Annotated in this window: 19 protein-coding genes; 1 reads left to right on the top strand and 18 read right to left on the bottom strand. The window is 36.0% G+C overall.

The window, feature by feature from the left end; translation table 11 throughout:
* Positions 1 to 2: 2 nt before the first annotated feature.
* The 12 genes from AC4BC7_RS12065 to AC4BC7_RS12010 form a co-directional block, all read right to left on the bottom strand.
* Positions 3 to 473 carry a PTS sugar transporter subunit IIB gene (locus AC4BC7_RS12065; protein WP_207941894.1) on the bottom strand — a complete coding sequence of 157 codons (471 nt, stop codon included), beginning with the start codon at positions 471 to 473 and terminating at the stop codon, positions 3 to 5.
* The gene (locus AC4BC7_RS12060; protein WP_490502977.1) at positions 454 to 888 is read right to left on the bottom strand and encodes a PTS sugar transporter subunit IIA; all 435 of its coding nucleotides are present in this window, start codon (positions 886 to 888) and stop codon (positions 454 to 456) included. Before AC4BC7_RS12060 ends, AC4BC7_RS12065 begins: the two co-directional genes overlap by 20 nt.
* A complete protein-coding gene (locus AC4BC7_RS12055) occupies positions 885 to 1,970 on the bottom strand; it encodes a tyrosine-protein phosphatase (protein ID WP_207941892.1) in 1,086 nt (361 codons plus the stop codon). The genes AC4BC7_RS12060 and AC4BC7_RS12055 overlap by 4 nt, the downstream gene beginning before the upstream one ends.
* A gap of 210 nt (positions 1,971 to 2,180) precedes the next feature.
* Entirely contained in the window at positions 2,181 to 2,981 is an 801-nt protein-coding gene (locus tag AC4BC7_RS12050) for a MurR/RpiR family transcriptional regulator (RefSeq protein WP_207941891.1), read from the bottom strand.
* A 99-nt stretch (positions 2,982 to 3,080) separates the two neighbouring features.
* Positions 3,081 to 3,947, bottom strand: a complete 867-nt coding sequence (locus AC4BC7_RS12045; protein ID WP_207941890.1) for a DegV family protein — start codon at positions 3,945 to 3,947, stop codon at positions 3,081 to 3,083.
* A gap of 88 nt (positions 3,948 to 4,035) precedes the next feature.
* Positions 4,036 to 5,328: an adenylosuccinate synthase gene (locus AC4BC7_RS12040; RefSeq protein ID WP_207941889.1), complete on the bottom strand. Its 1,293-nt coding sequence runs from the start codon at positions 5,326 to 5,328 to the stop codon at positions 4,036 to 4,038.
* Between the two features lie 219 nt (positions 5,329 to 5,547).
* Positions 5,548 to 6,513 (bottom strand): tagatose-bisphosphate aldolase, encoded by a 966-nt coding sequence (lacD, locus tag AC4BC7_RS12035; protein WP_490502976.1) that lies wholly within the window; start codon positions 6,511 to 6,513, stop codon positions 5,548 to 5,550.
* Positions 6,510 to 7,562: an alcohol dehydrogenase catalytic domain-containing protein gene (locus AC4BC7_RS12030; RefSeq protein WP_207941887.1), complete on the bottom strand. Its 1,053-nt coding sequence runs from the start codon at positions 7,560 to 7,562 to the stop codon at positions 6,510 to 6,512. The genes lacD and AC4BC7_RS12030 overlap by 4 nt, the downstream gene beginning before the upstream one ends.
* A 4-nt stretch (positions 7,563 to 7,566) precedes the next feature.
* On the bottom strand, positions 7,567 to 8,910 hold the full coding sequence (locus tag AC4BC7_RS12025) for a PTS galactitol transporter subunit IIC (protein WP_490502975.1): 1,344 nt from the start codon (positions 8,908 to 8,910) through the stop codon (positions 7,567 to 7,569).
* An 18-nt stretch (positions 8,911 to 8,928) separates the two neighbouring features.
* Positions 8,929 to 9,207: a PTS galactitol transporter subunit IIB gene (gatB, locus tag AC4BC7_RS12020; protein ID WP_207941885.1), complete on the bottom strand. Its 279-nt coding sequence runs from the start codon at positions 9,205 to 9,207 to the stop codon at positions 8,929 to 8,931.
* 26 nt (positions 9,208 to 9,233) lie between these two features.
* Positions 9,234 to 9,677 carry a PTS sugar transporter subunit IIA gene (locus tag AC4BC7_RS12015; protein WP_490502974.1) on the bottom strand — a complete coding sequence of 148 codons (444 nt, stop codon included), beginning with the start codon at positions 9,675 to 9,677 and terminating at the stop codon, positions 9,234 to 9,236.
* Positions 9,670 to 10,446, bottom strand: a complete 777-nt coding sequence (locus tag AC4BC7_RS12010) for a DeoR/GlpR family DNA-binding transcription regulator (protein ID WP_207941883.1) — start codon at positions 10,444 to 10,446, stop codon at positions 9,670 to 9,672. The genes AC4BC7_RS12015 and AC4BC7_RS12010 overlap by 8 nt, the downstream gene beginning before the upstream one ends.
* A gap of 164 nt (positions 10,447 to 10,610) precedes the next feature.
* Here AC4BC7_RS12010 and AC4BC7_RS12005 point away from each other — a divergent pair, with 164 nt between their 5' ends.
* Complete coding sequence (locus AC4BC7_RS12005) at positions 10,611 to 11,570, top strand: 1-phosphofructokinase family hexose kinase (protein ID WP_243430654.1); 960 nt, start codon at positions 10,611 to 10,613, stop codon at positions 11,568 to 11,570.
* A gap of 69 nt (positions 11,571 to 11,639) precedes the next feature.
* Here the strand turns inward: AC4BC7_RS12005 and AC4BC7_RS12000 are convergent, their stop codons facing one another.
* The 6 genes from AC4BC7_RS12000 to ssb all read right to left on the bottom strand — a co-directional run bounded on the left by AC4BC7_RS12000 (position 11,640) and on the right by ssb (position 17,979).
* Positions 11,640 to 13,565, bottom strand: a complete 1,926-nt coding sequence (locus AC4BC7_RS12000) for a fructose-1,6-bisphosphatase (protein WP_207941882.1) — start codon at positions 13,563 to 13,565, stop codon at positions 11,640 to 11,642.
* Between the two features lie 97 nt (positions 13,566 to 13,662).
* Positions 13,663 to 15,033, bottom strand: a complete 1,371-nt coding sequence (gene dnaB, locus AC4BC7_RS11995; RefSeq protein ID WP_207941881.1) for a replicative DNA helicase — start codon at positions 15,031 to 15,033, stop codon at positions 13,663 to 13,665.
* 104 nt (positions 15,034 to 15,137) lie between these two features.
* Positions 15,138 to 15,590, bottom strand: a complete 453-nt coding sequence (rplI, locus tag AC4BC7_RS11990; protein WP_207941880.1) for a 50S ribosomal protein L9 — start codon at positions 15,588 to 15,590, stop codon at positions 15,138 to 15,140.
* Positions 15,587 to 17,053, bottom strand: coding sequence for a GGDEF domain-containing protein (locus tag AC4BC7_RS11985; RefSeq protein WP_490502973.1), 1,467 nt, complete (start codon positions 17,051 to 17,053; stop codon positions 15,587 to 15,589). The genes rplI and AC4BC7_RS11985 overlap by 4 nt, the downstream gene beginning before the upstream one ends.
* A 155-nt stretch (positions 17,054 to 17,208) precedes the next feature.
* Complete coding sequence (gene rpsR / locus AC4BC7_RS11980) at positions 17,209 to 17,448, bottom strand: 30S ribosomal protein S18 (protein WP_071874537.1); 240 nt, start codon at positions 17,446 to 17,448, stop codon at positions 17,209 to 17,211.
* A gap of 24 nt (positions 17,449 to 17,472) precedes the next feature.
* A complete protein-coding gene (gene ssb / locus AC4BC7_RS11975; protein WP_207941878.1) occupies positions 17,473 to 17,979 on the bottom strand; it encodes a single-stranded DNA-binding protein in 507 nt (168 codons plus the stop codon).
* Positions 17,980 to 17,995 lie beyond the last annotated feature (16 nt).

Raw genomic sequence — 17,995 nt, 5'->3', positions numbered from 1 at the left:
TTTTACAGCACCTCTTTCATTTTGATAATACTTTCACTTGGTACCATCTGAATTTCAATATCCATACCTTTAGCTAACATTCGTTCAAAAGATTCTCTTTCTGTTGGCGTCAATGAAACAGCTTTGGTCAACTTCGCTCTTTCCGCATTGCCTCTCATGCCCCCAACATTTAATTTGGGAATCTCATAACCAGCGTTTACCAAAGTTTCAACGTCAAATGGTGACGCAAATAAAAGCATGGTATTACGACTAATTGGGTTTTTTTGAATGATATTTAAAAATTTTTCTGGTGGAAAGATATGCAATTTAATAGTTGGTGGTGCACTCATTTTTAATACATTTGCTTGAATTTTATCGTTGGCGACTGTTTCATTTACGATAATCACTTGCTCAATCTGATGAACATTTACCCAGGTTGTTACAACTTGACCATGAATCAAACGATCATCAATTCTACAAAATTTCACACTCATCTTCATCTTCTCCTTTTTTAAATAGCTCCGTTATATTATTAAAACCTGCATGATATGAATTTTCTAAAGAAGTCGCAATCTCTACTAAGCTTCGTTCCCGATTGGTTAATAAATCCAATAACAAAGGTAAATTCAACCCACTTAAAACTAAAACGTTTTCATCTGTTAAAACAAAACGACCGCTAACATTAGAAGGCGTTCCTCCTAAAATGTCTACTAAAATAACTGTTCCTTTACTTCTATCTAAGTGATTCAATACATTTTGCATCCCTTGAATAGCATCTTGTAAAGTATCGTCCATCCCAACAGTTACAACACCACAATTTTCTTGAGTGCCGACGATCATTTCGGCACTTTTTAAAGCATATTTAGCAAATTCCCCATGGCTAGCTACAACTACAGCGACTTGTGTCATTTGTTCATTCCCTCCTCTAAATAAAACTCTCGCATCGTATCAATTTGTTCTTGTGTCAAACCAAAATGCTGAATGAAATAATCCGTTGTTGTTGGATATAACTCTTTGATACGCTCAATACTTGCTCGAATAAATTCTTCTCTGGTTTCAATCATTGCCATTAAATACGCAAGATAGTCTTCATTTTTTGTCAGTTCTTGATAAAGTTCATATTTTAATTGGTTTCTATCTTTACGAATAATCCCAGTTAAAATATAATCATTCACAATTTCTTCTTCTTTGACACCTAGTAATAAAAGTAAAAACATTGATCCTAAACCAGTTCGATCTTTTCCTCCACGACAATGATGAACTAAAGGTGCATTTGCTACGTCGGCACATGTCTGTAAAAATTTCTTATATGCTTCTTTAGCTGGTTCAGAAGTAATTAAAAATTGATAGTCCTCGATAACATTTTCACCTTTACCGTTAATGTATTTTGATTCTATTTTTCCCTCTTCTAATTGGCGGACAAGTTTAACATTTTCTTCATTCAGATCAACCGCATTGGCTGCCGCTTCCGAAAAACTTGATTGAGGATCACAATGAACAGTTTGAATAACGGTCGCAATTTGTTTATTCGGATTAACAGTTCTTTCGTGTTCGGAACGATAATCAACAATTGTTTTCAAATTCATTTTTTCTAATAATCGTCTGTCAGTTTCATCTAACTTAGATAACTGATCGCCTCTGAACAATAATCCCCAACGAGTCACGCGACCATCTGTTGTTTGATAGCCTCCTAAATCACGAAAATTAATCGCTTGCTTTAATTGAATAACTCTTTCTGAAAAGATGTTTGTTTCAAAATCTTCTCCTTTAATAACAAAGTAGTATGGCCCTTCATCGACAGGAAGCGTCACACGAAACATACTGTTTTTACTTTCTCCAATTTTTTTATTGATAGCTTCTAAATGTGGACGATTTCCTGAAAATAATTGATAAGTGTTCTCCTTGGCATTGTCCATTGAAATAAATAATTGCTCTTCCTCACGTTTTATAGTGACATTCGGAATTGTATATGGTTGTACGTAAACGCTCACAAAATACCCCTTTCTTAATTACCTTTATTTTCCTTTCTAAGGACATCATACATTCTGAAAATAATTATTGCAATATAAAATATTGGTAATAATTTTCAAATTTATTGCCTTTTCTTTAGAAAATAATTTAAAAATTAGTTTCTGCTTATTTTCACACAAAAAAAAGACTGAAAATAATTTTCTTTATTTTCAGCCTTTTTTTATTTTTTTTTAAATATCTCCAATTGATTCCCTCGTTTTAAACATCTTTTCTCTAAACTCAGCATTTTTAAGTAAATAAGTGGTAATAACATCAATTAAATAAATATTTGAGAATTGAGAATTAGTAAATTTTTCATTATCAATAAATCTTGTATTGTATACATGAAAAACTAAATCACTTAATTCTGCAATGGGATTTTCCGAATAGCTAGTAATCGAAACGACGATAGCGCCTTGTGCTTTAGCTATTTCAACCGTTTCTAAAATTGATTCGGTCGTTCCTGAATTAGAAATAGCAATGTATAAATCTCCTTCTTCTGCAATGCTTGCATGCATCAACATCCATAAAGGATCCGTATAACTAATAGCATATAAACCCATTCGCATCAAACGAACTCGAAAAATATCTGCGGTTACGCCTGAATTACTGGCGCCAATGACAATAATTCTTTTCGCTTGATTCAGCAACTCTACCAACTCTTCAATTTGATCCGTATCAATTAAACGTTGCGTATTTTTAATAACATTTTGATAATAAACAAATACTTCATCAACAATTCCATGTGATTCATAAATTTCTTGCGTTTCATTTTGTGCATTGATATGAAATTTCATGTCCGCATAACTTTTACAATCAATTTTTTTAACAAATCTAGTGACTGAAGCATTAGAAGTGCCCGTGTTTTTCGCTAACTCTGCAATATTCATATTTTTTATTTGATGGCTAAAACGTAAAATATAATCAGCAATTTTTCGTTCTTGTTTGGAAAAATTCAAATAGTTTTTTTGTATTATCATTAACACATCCATTTTGTTAGCTCCTTTTAACTTAAAAACATATACAGTCATATTATTACTATCAAAGTAAATAGCAAGTGTTATGAATCATAACAAATGAACGATAATCCATTATCTTGAATTTTTGCCCATCGAAAACAATGCAAAACAACCGTATCCAGTATGACTAGCAATGGTTGGACCAAGCGAATATCGTGTAATCGGCACATGCGGATACTTTGCTTTTAATTCTTTAAATATTTGCTGCGCAGTTTCTTGATCACCGCTATGCGCAAAATATAGTTGATTCACAATCGTCAAATCCAAATCGTGAGCAGTCTCCGCAATTATTTTCTGAATGGCTTTATTGCGCCCACGGATTTTATCAACATTTTGTAACTTACCTTCTGTGTCTACTGTGATAATCGGTTTAACATGCAATAAGCCTCCGATTGTAGCTGCGGCTTTCGAAATACGCCCACCTTTTTCAAGATGTTTTAAATCGTTCACCATCACCCAAGAACGCAAATTCATTTTATATGTTTCTAACCACTCAACAATTTCTTCTAATGATTTTCCTGCTTTTTGTAAGCGCGCTGCTTCCATCACTAGCATCCCTTCACCTAAGCTAGCAGCTTTCGTGTCAACACAATAAATAAGTGCTTGCGGATATTCTTCTTTCAATAACTCTACAGCTTGTAAGGCACTACTGTAGGAACCACTGAGACCTGAAGAAAAACCGATATATAAAATAGGGACATTATTTTCCACATGCGGACGAAAATATTCCATATAACGTCCAATGTTGATTTGTGAGGTGGTTGGTTGTTTATTTTCTTGTAAACTTTTTAAAAATCCATCATAATCAAATGTTTGACCTAAATCATCGACGTACTCTTTTCCATCGAGTGTTAAAATCATTGGAATATACGCAACATCTGCCTGATCGAGGATTTCTGCGGGTAAATCACAACACGCATCAGTAATAATTTGAAACATCTCTTTCCCCTCCTGACCTAGTACTATTATTATACCAAAAGAAAAAAGATTCATCAGAAAATGTGTTTTCTGATGAATCTTTGATTAATTAAATTTGAGACCAAACACTTTCTAAAATGTTCGTTTGGTTACGATCTGGACCTACTGAGAACGTAGAGATACGTACACCAACTAATTCAGAAATACGACGAACATAGTTACGCGCATTTTCTGGTAATTCAGCTAATGATTTACAGCCAGTAATATCTTCTGACCAACCTGGTAATTCTTCGTATACTGGTTTACAACGATTTAATTCTTTTAAGCTTGCTGGATAATGATAAATTAATTCACCATCTAATTCATAAGCCGTACAAATTTTCACTGTTTCTAAACCACTCAATACGTCAATTGAGTTTAATGATAAGTTGGTAATTCCTGATACGCGACGAGAGTGACGCATCACGACTGAGTCAAACCAACCTACACGGCGTGGACGACCAGTTGTTGTTCCATATTCACGACCAACTTTACGAATCGTTTCGCCGACTTCATCAAACAATTCAGTTGGAAATGGACCATCACCTACACGAGAAGTGTATGCTTTACAAACACCAACCACTTTATCAATTTTAGAAGGACCTACACCACTACCGATAGTTACACCACCGGCAACTGGGTTGGAAGATGTAACAAATGGGTATGTTCCTTGGTCAATATCTAACATAACACCTTGAGCACCTTCGAATAAAACACGTTTGCCTTCATCCAATGCATCATTTAAAATAACCGAAGTGTCAGTTACATATTGTTTAATTTGTTGTCCATATTCATAATATTCTTCAAAAATATCATCAAATTCAATTGGTTCTGAATCAAACATTTTAACGAATTGACGATTTTTTTCTTCTAAATTAATACGTAAACGTTCTTCAAAAATTTCTTTATCTAACAAATCAGCCACACGGATACCGACACGAGCAGCTTTATCCATGTAAGCTGGTCCGATACCTTTAATTGTTGTTCCAATCTTGTTATCGCCTTTTGCATCTTCTTGCAATTGATCCAATTTGATATGGTAAGGCAAAATGACATGTGCACGATCTGAGATACGTAGATTTTCTGTGCTAACTTCATGATCTTTTAAATAAGCTAATTCTTTTACTAGAGATTTCGGGTTGACTACAACACCATTTCCGATCACGCTAATTTTTTCTTTATAGAAAATTCCAGATGGGATTAAGTGCAATTTGTATGTGACACCATCGAATTTGATTGTGTGACCTGCATTATCTCCACCTTGATAACGAGCGATGACTTCTGCATTTTCACTTAGGAAATCGGTGATCTTCCCTTTTCCTTCATCGCCCCATTGCGTACCTACAACTACCACTGATGACATATGAATACCTCTTTCTTTATTTAGTGCATTCCTAAATTATTGTAACAAGTTTTGAAAGTAATTTCAATAAAAATCGAATATTCACATACTTTTAATTATTAAAAAAAGAAAAATACGAACATTTATATTATAAAAATGATTTTTTTTAAAAAAACACGAACTTATCAGATGATATTTACGAAAAAAACTATCAACCATACGATTGATAGTTTTCCTTTTTTAGTATTTAACAGGGGTTGCTGTTTCAGCTAAGACGGCATTCAATTCATCCACGTTTTGTTTCCCTTGAGTACGTAGCCAGTTAATCGCGGCTTCTTCTCCATCTCGAATGAAAACTTCTACGCCATCTGCCCAAGTTGCCCGACCACATAAGACACCATTAAAGGTTGAACCGGCAGCTTTAGCAAAACGTAACGTCTCACGGAATAAGGCTGCTGAAACGCCGGCACTTAAAAAGATAAAAGGTAATTCGGTCGCAGCTGATTGTTCTGCATAATATTTTGCTGCCTCATCTTTTGAATAAACCACTTCCTCTGTAGCATAGCCCTCAACAAAATTCATATTCACTGGTACTTCAACCTTCAAGACATCAACATGATATTTTTCATCTGAAAAAATCTTCATCATATCGTTGACTTTATGCGGTTTTACTTTTGCATACTCCGCACTATTCGCATCTAAACCAGCAGCGTCATAAGAAACTAATTCTAAGAAAAATGGTAACTCTTCTGCTACACATTCTGAGCCTAAACGTTCAATAAACGCATGCTTCTGTTCATTAATCTCCTCTGCTTCATCGACATCATAATACAACAAGAATTTACACGCATCAGCACCCGCTTCTTTTAAGCGACGTACTGACCATACATCTAAAATATCTGGTAATCTTCCTGGAACAGTTGCATCATAACCCGTTTTCTCGTATGCTAATAATAAGCCACTTTCTGGATCTTTCTGTTTGGCCGCAGGTAATCCGTATTCGGGGTCTAGTAATATGGAAGATGTGTAGGGTGTTAATTCTTTTGAGACTAAAGTTTTAAATTCTATAATGTCTTCCGAAGTGGCTTCTTCTTTATACTTCGTAATCATTTTTTTCATCGCACCGCGTTGATCGATGGCTAACGCTGCAATCACTCGCTGGTCATTTAACGTCTTACGTAATCGCTTATCTTTCAATTCACTCACTCAACTTCTCCTCCAATTTCATATAATACTTTGACTTCTTTTGACTCTTTTTCGCGCATTTTTTCAAAAGGAATCGCTTGATCTTCTAAGGAATAAATCCCGGTAATTAACGGTAACGTATCAATCTCACCTGTCGCTAAGTAGCGTAAAGCCGCATGCCATTCAAAACCTGGAAATGGTGCTGAATAAGACATCCATGAACCCGTTAATTCTAATTCACGACGTAAAATTAATTCAAATTCTTCTGCTTCAAATTTTACAGGGCGCGTACAAGTTCCAACAAAAACAACTTTTGCTTGGCGATCAGCATATTTAATTGCTTGCACTTGGGTAAGATGATTTCCCGCAGTTTCAAAAACGACCGAAGCTAGTCCGTTTTCTTTAAAATGTTGCTCTAAATCTGTTGTTAATGGATTGACGACGATATCTGCGCCAATTTGTTTTGCTAATGCTAATTTTTGTTCGTTTAAATCAATCACGGTAATTTCACCAACGCCACGTGCACGTAATGCTAACACGGTCATTAAACCAATCGTGCCTGCACCTAGAACTAACGTTTTATCACCGGATTTTGTTCGAATTCGTTCAATTCCATGAATTGCTACGGTCAGTGGTTCAATGGTAGCCGCGATTTTTAAAGCCAATTCTTTCGGAACGACTAGACAGTTTTCTACAGGAGCAATCACGTATTCAGCCATCGCACCTTGTTGTCTTGATCCAATAAAACTATAATTTGGACATAGTTGTGGACGACCACTACGGCATTGTTCACATTCATTACAGGGAACTAATGGCGCAACTGCTACACGTGTGCCTTTTTTCAATTGTACACCTTCACCAACTTCAGCAATAGTTCCTGAAAATTCATGTCCTAAGATTTGTGGAAATTGATGCACGCCACCGTCGAAATACCTTGGTAAATCAGACCCGCAAACGCCAACATAGGCAACTTTTATGAGTACTTCCCCTTTTTGTGGTGTGGGAATAGCTAAGTCTTGTAGCTCAAATTTTTCAACACCTGTTACTGCTAATGCTTTCACTTTTTTCACCTTCCTACGCTTCTTCTTCTACATACAATTTTCCTTGTTTGTATTTGGCATATGTGTATGCCACACAGAAACCGTAAAGAACAACGATTACAAAGAAACCAACACCCATTTCCAACGTGATACCTTTAGCTAATAGATAAGTGATTGGTGATCCTGCTTGGTCCATTGAAGAAATTTGTTCACCAGCTTTTGTCAAACCAACTTGTTGACCTAACGCTTGTTGAACAGGTGCCATTTGATTAGCAATCCATAACGTCATCGTCATAATAGCAGTACCTGAAAATAGCGTACGGAAAATGTTTCCTTTATGAACACCGACTGCAATTGCTACAAAGAAACCAATTGTTGCTAAATCGCCAAATGGTAAGATATTGTTGCCAGGAAGTAAGACTGCAATCAAAATAGTTAATGGTACAAATAACATAGAAGCTGCAACAACAGCTGGATCACCCAACATTAAAGCACAGTCCAAACCAATTCGAAAATCACTCCCAGAAAAGCGCTTGTCTAACATCGAACGAGCTGCTTCTGATATTGGAATTAAGCCTTCCATAATCAATTTTACAACCATCGGCATCAAGACCATAACCCCAGCCATTTGTACAGCTAATGTAGCAGCTTGACCAATTGGATATTTCGCTAACAACCCAATGACAAAACCTAAAATTGCGCCTACAACAGTCGGTTGTCCAAAAACACCTAGACGTTCTTCAATTTTTTCTGGTGTTAAGGTAACTTTGTTCAAACCAGGAATTCGCTCGATTAAGTCATCAATTGGTTTAGCAATGACACCCATATAAGCAGATGTTCCATGAGGCATTGCAATTCCTTCTAATCCAAAATATTCATCTGTTACGGGGGTAAAAATATCCCCTAGTTTATAAATAACCGCCGCATGAACAATAACACCAACAATTCCCCAAACATAACTTCCTGTAGCGACCTGCACCATAGCTCCAGTAAAAGCAATATGCCAAATATTCCAGATGTCAACGTTTACAACTTTTGTCATCTTAGTAATTAACATCAGAATATTGACACCAATCGAAATTGGAATTGCAATTAACCCCATACTTGATGCCCAAGCCATTGGTGCTGTTCCAGGCCAACCAAGGTCGATAACGTTTAAACCTAAGTTATAATTATCTGCCATTGATTTTGCAGCATCTCCTAAGTTCTGTGTCATTAAACTAATAACTAAGTTAATACCAACAAATCCAATTCCAACCGTTAAACCAGAACGAAGTGATTTACCAATTCCTTGTTTGAGTAACAGCCCAATAATGAAAATGATTAAAGGCAACATAACTGTTGGGCCTAAATCAACGATATACTGAATGACTCCCACAAAAATTCCTCCTCTTTATTATTTTAGAACGTCTAAAATTTGTTGTTCTAATTTGTCAATGCCAATTCCTGAAATGAAAGCAACCCCATGAATTGTTGGTACGCCAAAGTCTTTTTTCACTTTTGCAGTGGTAACAATTAAATCTGCACCATCTTTTTCTGCTTCTAATTCAGTGATTCGGGTTTGTTTAACCTCACCATCAATTCCGTTAGCTTTTAATAATTCACGAATGCGATTTGCAGCGACCGTTGATGTTGCAATTGCTCCACCACATGCGACAATAATTCTTTTTTTCATTCTTTTTTCCTCCTAAAAAACTTATTTTATAAATGCGTATTCACAACAGTCTCGAATTCTTCCAGACTTTTTGCTGCTAAGGACTTTTCAACCAATTCGCCACCTTGAATTTTTTCAATCAGGTTTTGTAATTGAGCTAAATGTGTGGCACCTTCCCCAAGTACTAGCATAAAAAATACTTTAGGCAAGACTATATCTTCTTCATCTCCTCCCATCTCATTGAATGCCACTTCATGTTGATTGACGATACACAAAATCGTATCATTTTTTACAAACGTACCATCCGTATGCGGAATTGCCACGGGCGGTACTGTTGGTAATCCAGTCGGAAAATCTTTTTCGCGTGTATTTAACTCCGCTTCAAATTCAGGAGACACATAGCCATTTGCAACCAAATAATTGGTCGCAGTTTTAAATAACTCCTCTTTCGTTTTAAAATCCGTATCGAATAAAAATTCTTTTTTAATCATGGCTGTCGTTCCCTTCTGTTTTAATAATTTCGATAGTTTGTTTCAAAAATTCTTCTTCAACTTCTGAGTCTTTGACATCTGTCGTAATGACAATATCTAAATCTTCTAAATCAGATGTTTTATAGAGCGCTGATTTTCCAAATTTGGTTTCATCTGCTAATAAAATCACCGTTTTACTATGGTGTAACATCGCTTTAGAAATTTCGATTTCACCCATATGATAATTGGTCACTCCTGATTTAATGTCGATACCAGCACATCCGAAAAATCCTAAATCGACAAAAATTTCTTTGGCATTATTTAATCCAAATGTACCAAAAAGCGAATCTTCATTTTTTCGAACATTGCCACCTAAAATAATTAATTGAATGCCAGAAGAACGAATCAATAAATTTACAATCGGAATACTATTGGTGACTACTGTTAAATCTTCAAAGTCCACCAGTTTTTTTGCCAAAGCGTATGAACTTGTTCCGTAATCTAAGTAAATAGTGTCACCTGGTTCAATAAATTGATAGGCACGTTCAGCAATCTTTTCTTTTTTCTCTTCATGTTCTGCTCGACGACGCTCATAATCCGTTTCTGTATTTGCTTCGTCTAAAACTGCTCCACCATAGGTTTTTTTCAATAATCCTTCTTCTTCCATCTCCATAATGTCTTTTCGGACAGTTTCGCGTGATACGCGTAATTGTTTACTTAAATCAAGAATACGCACGGATTTTTTTTCTCTTAAAATGGTTAAAATTTGTTCTTTACGATTGTCTGCCATAACTTACACCGTCCTTTGTAATCGTTACCATCATATTACCATATTTTTTGCAACTTGCAACATTTTTATTTTGCATTTTGCAAAATTATTTAATTTTTGCAAAATAATTGCCAAATAAATAGTATTTTATTGTATAATGAAGGCAATAAAACGAAGGAGTGTTGATGATGATCCATTTGATTTGCCCCAATCCTGCTATTGATCGAACTTTGTTGCTAAAAAAAATTGAAACCGCTATTCCGAATCGCCCTATCGAAGTAAGAGAATCGCCAGGTGGGAAGAGTTTTAACGTTGCTTATGCCCTTACTTATGAAAAAAATTCTCCTGAAATCACTATTCATACCATGCTAGGAGGACTTTATGGCACTCACTTAACACAACTCGCACAAGAAAAAGGCTATGCTCTCAAAGCGACAACTGTTGCAACAAACACGCGACTTTGTAATATTCTGGTTGATATGACAGACCAAACAATCGTACCTGTTTACGAAGCAGGCTTTGAATTAGACGCAGCAACCTTACAACAATTTACACAGACACTACTCGAATCTTTAAACGAAGGTGATTTTTTAGTTTTCTCAGGTTCATTGATGAAAGGCATGCCTGCTGATTATATTTGCCAAATAACAGATGAACTTGCAAAACGTAACCTTTCTGTAAAACTATGCGTAGATACGAGTGGGGAAGCCCTTAGACAGACCTATCAGCAAACAACACCTTATTTAATCAAAATTAATGACGAAGAAATTCAAGATTTATTCCCAGAAAAAGAACTAGCTACAGTAACCGATTATCTGACGCTTCTTTCCAACGATATCAATCCAGAAATCCCCAATTTTATTATTACCCTTGGGAAAAAAGGGATTGTTGGACGTTTAAATCAAACTTTTTATACTGGTTCTGCATTACCCATAGAAGCTAAAAATCCAATTGCATGTGGTGATTTCTTTCTTGGACGTCTGGTCAAAGGCATGTATCAACAAACAACACCTGAAGAAACCTTAACAAGTGCTTTACTCTTTTCTACTTGCAATGCTATGAACTGGTATCCTGAAGTAACTGAGCAGCAAATGACAACAATTTTCCCAACGATTACTGTAACAAAAGAATCTCAAATCCAATAAAAATATCCGAACTATAGTTTTGTGACATCTATAGTTCGGATATTTTATTGTTATTATAAATTTTTTAATTTAACATTTTTCATAATTTTGGTATAACGTCTCCAAAGCATTCATTTCTTGCTTTAATTTTTGCCCGATATTCGTATTGCCAACTGTGGTTCGAGTATCCACGCTTTCAATGAGACGTTTTGTTGATAGAATATCGCTGCCTTCTGCGACTGCTTCGTCTACCGAAGAGAATGGTTGGTGGGCAACTAATTGGAGACCATAGCTATTAGAAAGTAACGTATAACCTGCCAATCCCGTCTCTTTTTGATAGCTTTTCGCAAAGCCACCGTCAATCACTAACAAGCGCCCATTGGCTTTAATTGGGCTTTCACCTTTTTTAGCTTTTACAGGCGTATGACCATTAATAATATGTCCGGTGATTGGTAAATCAAATAAGGCTAAAATATCTTGGCAAATGTGTTCTTCATTACGCAAATGATAATAGGCATTTTTTTCTTCCTTATGCGTTTTTTTATCTTCAATGTAGTAGCGTTCAAAAGTAGTCATAGCATTTTTGCCAAATAAAGAAGAGCATTCGCCTGTCCACAAATACCACAACAAATCTGTTGCCAAATCATCCGAAACAGAATAATCCTTGTAGCTTTTACGCACTTGTTTTTCAAAATAATCCAACAATTCTTTTCCTGCATATTGTTTTTGATTAATCCGAAAAGATTTAAAATCGCCATTTTCATGTAAAGGAATGCATCCATGTAATAATAAATTACCGTTATAACACAAATACATACTGCCTTTTTCAATTAAAAAATCTGTGTGACGACGAAGTTTTTCCGATGCTTGAAACGATAACATCAATTTGTTTAATAAGCGTTCTTCTTCTTCAGTTAATGCGCAAGGATTCGAGGGATCGACAGTCGGTGCTTGGAAATTAACCAGTGGATAGTTTGTGCCTTTTAAGGTAATTTCTTGCGTATCATAATCAATATTTTTTAGCATATGTCGGTCATTCATGCGAAAATCTGGCCGACGATTGATTAATTGTCCTTCTAATTTGAATTGTAAGATCGTTGTTGCTTGTTGAACGACATTTAGATGTTCTTTTTCGGACTCTGTTAATTCATCTTCATCAGGGGCTAGTTTTGGGGCAAATTTATCATTGGCAAGATAATGTTGTTTACTGTATTCAACTAAAGGCCGAACATTGATACCATACCGCTCTTCAACAATATCCAAGTTCCCATAACGGGCGCAAATTCGTAGCAAATTCATAATCGCAATGGGAGAACCTGCCATCGCAGCCATCCAAACAATGTCATGATTTCCCCATTGAATGTCCACGGAATGATGTTGAACCAAACGCTCCATAATAAAATCAGGGGCTGGACCCCGGTCATAAATATCACCGACGACATGCAAATGATCGACTACAAACCGTTGAATTAAGTAACATAAATCTTTAATTAAAGCGGATGCTTGATGGAGCTGAATAATTTTATCAATAATTGCGTGGAAATACCCTTCTTTTCCCGGCTCTTTTTGAGATTCTGTTAATAGTTCTTCAATGATATAACTAAACCGTTTCGGTAATGCTTTACGTACTTTTGAACGCGTGTATTTACGACTCGAAAAGTTAATGGTTTGAATGAGTAACTGAATTTTTTCTCCGTACCATTGCTCTCGTTCACCTTGAGTCATCTGGGCTTTTTCTAGCTGCATTTTTTCTTCTGGATAATAAATTAAAGTCGCCAAATCATCAATATCTACAGACGTATTGGCAAAACATTCCACTAATTTTTCTTTAACACTTCCCGAACCATTACGTAAGACATGATCAAATGCTTCAAATTCACCATGAACATCACTCACAAAATGCTCTGTCCCCTTTGGTAAATGCAAAATAGCTTCTAAGTTAATAATCTCGGTAACAACATTTTCCTTATTTTGAAATTTTTCTTTTAATAAAGCATAATATTTTTCCTTTGACATAGACTCACCCCGTTTGTTCAGTACTATATCAAAATTATTTAACTTGTACAAGATTAAAATACAAGTCATTAAAAAAAAAGAACCGCCAAAGCAGTTCTTAAGCAAATTCTTCCCTTGGAGAAAGCGAAGAAAATTTATTATATTCTTTGATAAAGAGTAATTCCACCGTTCCACGAGCACCACTACGGTTTTTTTCAATGATGACTTCGATAACGTTATCGTTTTGTGGTTCCTCACCATTTTCATCCTCATCGCCTTCTCGTTGATAATAATCATCACGATATAAAAAGGCCACAATATCGGCATCTTGCTCAATCGAACCCGATTCACGAATATCACTTAAAACCGGACGCTTGTCTTGACGTTGTTCAACACCACGGGATAGCTGAGACAAAGCAATCACGGGTACTTTTAATTCTTTGGCTAATTTTTTTAATTGACGAGAAATTTCTGATACTTCTTGTTGACGACTTTCACGCCCTGTTCCTTCAATCAATTGCAAATAGTCAATTAAAATTAATCCCAAGTTACCTCTTTCTTGGGCTAATTTACGACAGCGTGCGCGAATTTCTGAAATTTTAATCCCGGGTGTATCATCGATATAGATACTAGCACGGGATAAACTCCCCATTGCAACAATTAAATTTCGCCATTCATCATCTGTTAATTGCCCGGTACGCAAATGACTTGCTTCGATCGAACCTTCTGCACAAAGCATCCGACTTACCAATGATTCAGCGCCCATTTCCAAACTAAAAATAGCGACCGTATTATCGGTTTTTGTCCCTACATTTTGAGCAATATTCAATGCAAATGCAGTTTTACCTACAGCTGGTCGTGCGGCTAAAATAATTAATTCTTCTTTTTGTAATCCTGCTGTCATTTTATCTAAGGCTTGATACCCCGTTGGTAGGCCAGTGATTTCTTCATCATTTTGTGCCAAACGGTCAATATTTTCAATTGTTCGATTTAAGACATCCGCAATGGATTGAAAGCCTGTGCTATTTCTTTTTTCGGATACTTCTAAAATGCTTTTTTCTGCATCATCAACAATTGCTTGAACTTCTTCATCTTGCTCGAAACCTTTCGTGACTATTCGGTTGGCAGCTTGAATTAAATTACGCAAAGTTGCTTTATCATCCACGATTTTTGCATAATGGGAGACACCTGCTGAAGAGGGAGACGCTTGACCTAGTTCAGTTAAATAACTAATTCCACCTACATCTTCTAAGGCATTGCTTTTTTCAATTTCAGCTTTTAATGTAATCAGATCAATCGCTTCATTGCGGTCATTCAATTGAATCATGCACTGAAAGATAATTTGATGACTGCGACGGTAAAAGTCACGGGGCTCAATCAATTCCATTGCTTCGATAATGGCATCAGAATCAAGGAAAACGGCCCCCAAGACGGCTTGTTCTGCTTCGATATCTTGTGGTGGCACACGATCTTGCCAAACTTCATTCATACGTTTCTCTCCTATACTTAGTCAGTCCATTTATTCTACAATTATTTGGCTAAAATGCAAAGCGCAAGGCAGACCCGAACTCTCGAAATCTGCCTACGTGTGTATTATTCGCTAACTACATGTACCTTAATAGTTGCTGTAACTTCTGGATGCAATTTGGCTGGCACATCAGTAAAACCTAATGAACGAATCGGTTGTTTCAAATCCACCTTACGTTTGTCTACTTTAACGTTGTATTGTTTGTTTAGTGCATCTGTAATTTGTTTGGAAGGAATTGAACCAAATAGACGACTATCAGCACCTGCTTTTGCTTTAATTTCAACGACTGTTTCTTCTTTTTCTAAGAAATCTTTGAGCGTTTGTGCTTCTTTAAGTGCTTCAGCATCTTGTTTTTCTTTGGCTTTTTTCTTGCCTGACATTTCTGCTAAGCTTTCACGATTTGCTTCTTTTGCCAGATTATTTTTAATTAAATAGTTTTGGGCATAACCAGTCGGTACTTCTTTCACTTGCCCTTTTTTGCCTTTTCCTTTAACGTCTTCTAAGAAAATAACTTTCATGTTGATTGCTCCTTTTCTTCCAATATTCTTAATTCATTAAATAGCATTTCACGGACTTTTTCAAGCATTTGCCCCTCAATTTGTGTAGCAGCATTTGTGAAATGTCCTCCACCACCGAAGTTTTCCATTAATCGTTGCACATTCACTTTACCCGAACTACGGGCACTAATTCCTATACGTTGATCCAAACGTTTTGTAATAACAAAGGCCGCTTGAATATCATTCATCGAAAGCAACGTATCCGCAGCTTTCGCAATTGTTACGTTATCATATTCTTTATCTTCAGGACCCACTGAAACAACGATTTCTGGTGTGATATATTCACTACGAGAAACTAACTCGCTAATTTGCAAATACGCCTCTAAATCTGAACTTAATAAATCATGAACAATGGATAAATCGGCTCCATGATTTTTCAAATAGCTTGCCACGTCAAACGTTCGTCCAGTTGTACGAACAGCGAAACTTTTCGTATCCACATAAATTCCAGCTAACAATAATGTAGCGGTGATTTTTGATAACTGATGATTTTTATTCGCTTGATATTGAATCAATTCTGCTACTAATTCTGATGCAGAAGAAGCAGAGGCTTCAATGTATGTCAAAAGCGGATTTATCGGGAATTCGTCTCCGCGACGATGATGGTCAATAATGACAATTTTTTCCACGGCTTCATATACTTCTTCAGAAATTGACATCGAAGGTTTATGATAGTCAACCATCACTAAGACACTTTGTTTATCTAACAATTTCAAGGCCTCTTTACTTGAAATAACTAGATTTTTAACTTCAGGATAATTATCTATTTCTGCTAAACCACGGGTAATATCTGCAGTAACTTCTTCGCGATTCAAAATAATATAACACTCTTTAGATATAAATTTGCCTAAAGTAGCCACTCCAAAAGCAGCACCAATAGCATCCATATCGGGATAACGATGCCCCATAATAAAGATTTTTTGGTTATCTTTAAAAATGCGATTTAATGACATGCTCATCGCACGCGAGCGTGTTCTAGTTCGTTTAATGGTTCCATCAGTATTCCCACCAAAAAATTGTGGTTTTGCCTGTGGATCCGTATGCTTTACGACAACTTGGTCGCCCCCACGAGCCAACGCCATATCCAGATTACTTTGAGCAATTTCACCGATTTTTTCAGCAGATGCTTCTCCATAGGCAATTCCCATACTAATCGTTAACACTAATTCATTATGGACTTCTGAATTTTTAATATGTTGTAATAAATCAAAATTTTTCTCTTGCATTCGTAAAACATCGGCTGTATCAGCTACAAAAAAATAACGTTCTGAATTAATACGTTTATAAAAAACATGGTACTCACTCGCCCAATCAGAAACTAGCGTTGTGACTAATGTATTGAGGTAAGAAATATGTTTGTCATCCATTTTATCAATTACGTCATCGTAATTGTCTAGTGAGATAATACCAATTGCTGTTGTCATAGTTTACTCCTTAATCTATCTCGATTCATCTATAATGAACGCCAACAAAATGAAAACTTTACCTTTTATTTTACCACAAATTGGTGAAACTTGCTTTTTCATTTTCTTTGGTCAAAAAAAGATCCCACTAGCTAAACCAGTGAGATCTTGGAAAATTAATTTTCTTCGCCTACGAATGGAAGTAATCCCATAATACGTGCGCGTTTAATAGCAACTGTTAATTTACGTTGGTTTTTAGCACCAGTACCAGTTACACGACGTGGTAAAATTTTACCGCGTTCTGAAATAAATCTTTTTAATAATTCAATGTCTTTATAATCAACGTGTTCGATATGGTTAGCTGCAAGATAGTCTACTTTACGACGTTTGCGTCCGCCTCTTCTTTGTTGTGCCATCCTATTTCCCTCCTATCAAATTTCTTAGAATGGTAAATCGTCATCTGAAATGTCGATTGATGAACCCCCGAATGGATCAGAGTTGTCTCGATCAAAACTAGGCATTCCGTTTGATTGTTGAGATGTTTGATTTTGATTGTAGCTGTTTCCAAAGTTTGATTGATTTCCACCAAAATCGCCGCCATCGTTTCCACGACGTTGTTCGCTAGTTGAACGAGATTCTAGTAATTGGAAGTTTTCTGCTACAACTTCAGTAACATAAACTCTTTGACCTTGTTGGTTTTCATAGTTTCTTGTTTGAATTCTTCCTGTCACTCCAAGCAATGTACCTTTACGGGCATAATTTGCTAGTGTTTCTGCTGATTTTCTCCAAATCACACAGTTAATAAAATCTGCATCTCTTTCGCCACTCTGATTCGTAAAATTACGATTCACTGCTAATGAGAAAGTAGCAACAGCCGTACCACTTGCGGTATAACGTAAATCAGGATCTTTTGTCAATCTTCCTACTAATACAACGTTGTTAATCAAAATTCATCATCCCTTC

This window comes from Enterococcus sp. AMC1623 (genome assembly GCF_058216495.1).
Note: the sequence above shows the minus strand (reverse complement) of the source record. Positions and strands in the feature narration are given on the sequence as shown.

Bases quoted from the DNA above. Each gene is read 5' to 3' on its own strand.
- AC4BC7_RS12065 (WP_207941894.1), bottom strand. From the start codon at position 473: ATGAGTGTGAAATTTTGTAGAATTGATGATCGTTTGATTCATGGTCAA.
- AC4BC7_RS12060 (WP_490502977.1), bottom strand. From the start codon at position 888: ATGACACAAGTCGCTGTAGTTGTAGCTAGCCATGGGGAATTTGCTAAA.
- AC4BC7_RS12050 (WP_207941891.1), bottom strand. From the start codon at position 2,981: ATGGATGTGTTAATGATAATACAAAAAAACTATTTGAATTTTTCCAAA.
- AC4BC7_RS12045 (WP_207941890.1), bottom strand. From the start codon at position 3,947: ATGTTTCAAATTATTACTGATGCGTGTTGTGATTTACCCGCAGAAATC.
- AC4BC7_RS12040 (WP_207941889.1), bottom strand. From the start codon at position 5,328: ATGTCATCAGTGGTAGTTGTAGGTACGCAATGGGGCGATGAAGGAAAA.
- gatB (WP_207941885.1), bottom strand. From the start codon at position 9,207: ATGAAAAAAAGAATTATTGTCGCATGTGGTGGAGCAATTGCAACATCA.
- AC4BC7_RS12015 (WP_490502974.1), bottom strand. From the start codon at position 9,677: ATGATTAAAAAAGAATTTTTATTCGATACGGATTTTAAAACGAAAGAG.
- AC4BC7_RS12010 (WP_207941883.1), bottom strand. From the start codon at position 10,446: ATGGCAGACAATCGTAAAGAACAAATTTTAACCATTTTAAGAGAAAAA.
- AC4BC7_RS12005 (WP_243430654.1), top strand. From the start codon at position 10,611: ATGATGATCCATTTGATTTGCCCCAATCCTGCTATTGATCGAACTTTG.
- AC4BC7_RS12000 (WP_207941882.1), bottom strand. From the start codon at position 13,565: ATGTCAAAGGAAAAATATTATGCTTTATTAAAAGAAAAATTTCAAAAT.
- dnaB (WP_207941881.1), bottom strand. From the start codon at position 15,033: ATGAATGAAGTTTGGCAAGATCGTGTGCCACCACAAGATATCGAAGCA.
- rplI (WP_207941880.1), bottom strand. From the start codon at position 15,590: ATGAAAGTTATTTTCTTAGAAGACGTTAAAGGAAAAGGCAAAAAAGGG.
- AC4BC7_RS11985 (WP_490502973.1), bottom strand. From the start codon at position 17,053: ATGACAACAGCAATTGGTATTATCTCACTAGACAATTACGATGACGTA.
- rpsR (WP_071874537.1), bottom strand. From the start codon at position 17,448: ATGGCACAACAAAGAAGAGGCGGACGCAAACGTCGTAAAGTAGACTAT.